Source organism: Hymenobacter psychrotolerans DSM 18569 (assembly GCF_900142395.1).
Lineage (GTDB): Bacteria > Bacteroidota > Bacteroidia > Cytophagales > Hymenobacteraceae > Hymenobacter > Hymenobacter psychrotolerans.
In genome coordinates, this window is record NZ_FRAS01000059.1 from 1 (window position 1) to 2,715 (window position 2,715).

Annotated in this window: 4 protein-coding genes; 3 read left to right on the plus strand and 1 reads right to left on the minus strand. The window is 57.4% G+C overall.

What is annotated here, in order from left to right; all coding sequences use genetic code 11:
• Nucleotides 1-150 precede the first annotated feature (150 nt).
• Genes BUE15_RS21175 through BUE15_RS21185 form a run of 3 tightly spaced genes read left to right on the plus strand, consistent with a single transcriptional unit; the run spans nt 151 to nt 1,615 of the window.
• Nucleotides 151-1,098, plus strand: a complete 948-nt coding sequence (locus BUE15_RS21175) for a replication initiation protein (protein WP_073289246.1) — start codon at nt 151-153, stop codon at nt 1,096-1,098.
• Between the two features lie 35 nt (nt 1,099-1,133).
• Nucleotides 1,134-1,358 (plus strand): hypothetical protein, encoded by a 225-nt coding sequence (locus BUE15_RS22235; RefSeq protein ID WP_073289248.1) that lies wholly within the window; start codon nt 1,134-1,136, stop codon nt 1,356-1,358.
• Complete coding sequence (locus BUE15_RS21185; protein WP_073289250.1) at nt 1,355-1,615, plus strand: Txe/YoeB family addiction module toxin; 261 nt, start codon at nt 1,355-1,357, stop codon at nt 1,613-1,615. The genes BUE15_RS22235 and BUE15_RS21185 overlap by 4 nt, the downstream gene beginning before the upstream one ends.
• A 186-nt stretch (nt 1,616-1,801) precedes the next feature.
• Here BUE15_RS21185 and BUE15_RS21190 read toward each other — a convergent pair.
• On the minus strand, nt 1,802-2,715 hold a 914-nt coding region (locus tag BUE15_RS21190; protein WP_073289252.1), incomplete at its 5' end, for a DUF1259 domain-containing protein.

Here is a 2,715-nt window from a genome sequence, read left to right on the forward strand (position 1 = left end):
TAAAAAAGACTTTTAGTGGGTTAAAAAAGACTTTTAGTGGGTTTAACCAAGACTTTTAGTGGGTTTTATTAGTCTATTTAAACAGACTGTATGTTTTCAATGTCTTTTTTTGAGTATAATTGTCCATCAATCAGTTGAGTATAGCCCTAAATGAGCAAGGAATTAGAAATCCGTCAGCATAATGCCTTAACCAGTGCCCGCTACGATTACACCGAACTGCAGCAGGACCTAATGTTCTTCATCATCTCCAAGCTTAGACCTGACAATAAGGACAGCTATTCGTTGAGTATTATGGAGTTGTCTAAGTTGACAGGTAAGAAGTATAACGCTGCCTATCTTCACAAGGCCACGGCTGACATGGGGTCGCGGGTGTTGGAAGTGCTGACAGATAAGAGCTATAAGCAAATTTGGATGTTCCAACAGGTAGAATATCATTTAGGCCAGGGGATCATCGAATTCGACCTCACCAAGCATATTCTACCTTATCTGTTCGACCTCAAGGACAACTTCACCTCCTACGAATTAGCCGCTGCGCTCCGTCTCACCAGCAAATACGCCAAGCGCATCTATCCCCTTTGCAGTCAATGGAAAGACCTGGGTGAAACTAAAAAATATGACCTCCAGGAATTCAAGAGGATGCTCGGCTTGCTAGATGACAAGGGCAACGAGAAAATGAAGCAAATCAATGAGCTACGTGGAAAGGTGCTGGATATTGCCGTTAAGCAAATCAACGAGCACACTGAGTTACACGTCAGCTACAAGCTGGAAAAAATCGGCCGCAGTTTCAAAAACATCATCTTCACCGTCAAGCCGCAAGCCTTAGCCGACCCCATTCCCTTTGACCTGGTGGCCACGGTCCAGCCCTTACCGGGAGTGCAGCAAAGCCACTTCGACAACGCCACCCGCATCCTGGACGAGCTGCGCATCACCGACGCCAAGCACCGGCACACCATCCTGAGCAGCGCGGCTCACGTCGCAGAGGTGAACCGCTACAACCACGACCTGAAAACGGGTAAGGTCAAAGCCAGCCGCAATCCGGGGGGCCTGCTGCTCGTGCGCCTGGGCCTGGTCGCAGCCAAAGCCCCCCAAATGGCCTAGAAAGGCCCCTAGAATCCACGTATCTTTGCCTGGCTATGAAAATCACGCTCGAAGTCCCCGATAGCCGTGCTGGCTTCCTGTTGGAGCTATTGCGCAACCTCCCCTTTGTCACACTCCGGGGCCAGGCCGCCAAAGCCCCCGCCCTGGACGAAACGGCCCACCTGCTGTCCTCGCCCGCCAACGCGGAGCGCTTGTACGCAGCTCTGGAGCGCGACCGGAAGGGCCAGCGGGAAATCCATGAGCTGCCGGCCACGATATGACGCTGAGCTGGGACACCGCCGCCTGGGAAGATTTTCAGTACTGGCTCGACACCGACAAGGCGATGGCCCGCAAAATTCGGACGCTGCTCAAAGAGTGCCTGCGCACCCCCACCACGGGCACGGGCAAGCCCGAACCCCTCAAACACGACTTCGCCGGCTACTGGTCGCGCCGCATCAGTGGCGAGCACCGACTGATTTACCGCTTTGAAGCCGACGTGGTGCACGTGTTGCAATGCCGCTTCCACTACACCAAGTAGGATTTAGGGGGCAGTGGGGGGAGTAGAAAAAGTCCCCCGGTCGTCCCGGTTTTGTCCCTTAACATAATGTCGCTTCTCAGACCATCCCCGGAATAAGTACGGTTTTACTCCCCACCGCCCCGACTCGCCAAACGTGGTACTTTTCCGGTTTAGGGCCTTAAAAAACGGGGCCGATTTACCGGCCCGTCAGTGCTTCATCTTCATGCCCGTTTTGCCCTTGCCCAACTGGTCGAGCGCGGCGCGGAAGCCGGTAGCCAGCTGCGCGGCAGGGCCACGGCCGTAGTAGTGCAGGAACATCATGCGCGGCTGGTCAAACAGCATGTGGTTGTGCACGGCCACGACCTCCAAATTATGGGCGCGCAGGGCCTTTATCACCGGGTTTACTTCGTGCTCCAGCATGGCAATGTCGCCGGCCACGTGCGCGTCAGCCTGCTGGCCGGCGAACGCGGCCCACGAGTTCAGGCCGATGGCGGCGGTCATTTCCGTGCCCATCATCACCGATTGCAGGTCCGCCCGGCCCACGGTGTACTTGTAGGTCGGCCCGTTCACTGTGCCCTGGTACCCCACCAGCTTATCAAGCGCGGGGATGTCAAACAGCTCCTTGCCGGTGGGCGGTCCGGCGCTGGGCGTGGCGTTGTTGCCCGCCTGCGCGGCCGGGGTGCCGCCGCTGGGCTTCGGCTGGTTGGCCGGCAGCAGCTTGGAATCCTTCAGCGCGGCGGCAAACTTGCGGGCCAGTTCGGCCGGGGCGCCCATGCCGTGGATGTGCATGTAGAAGATGCGCGGCTCTTCGTAGAAGAAGTGGTTATGTACGGCCCCGATTTCCAGCCCCTGGGCCAGCGCGGCCGACATGAGGGGATTTACTTCCTCTTGCAGCAGCACCGTATCGCTCATGAGCATGGCCGATTTGCCGTCCAGCGTGTGCTTGATGGCCACCCAGCCGCCAAAACCGAAGGAGATGGGCACCGGCTCGCCCTTGATGGTCACTTTGAGGTCGTTGCGCGGCAACGGGGTGCTGTGCGTGGCCTGCGCCTCCACGTAGGCCCCTTTCTTGCCCATCGCGGCCTCGATGGCGGCAATGTCGGCCGCGCTCAGCGGCGGGG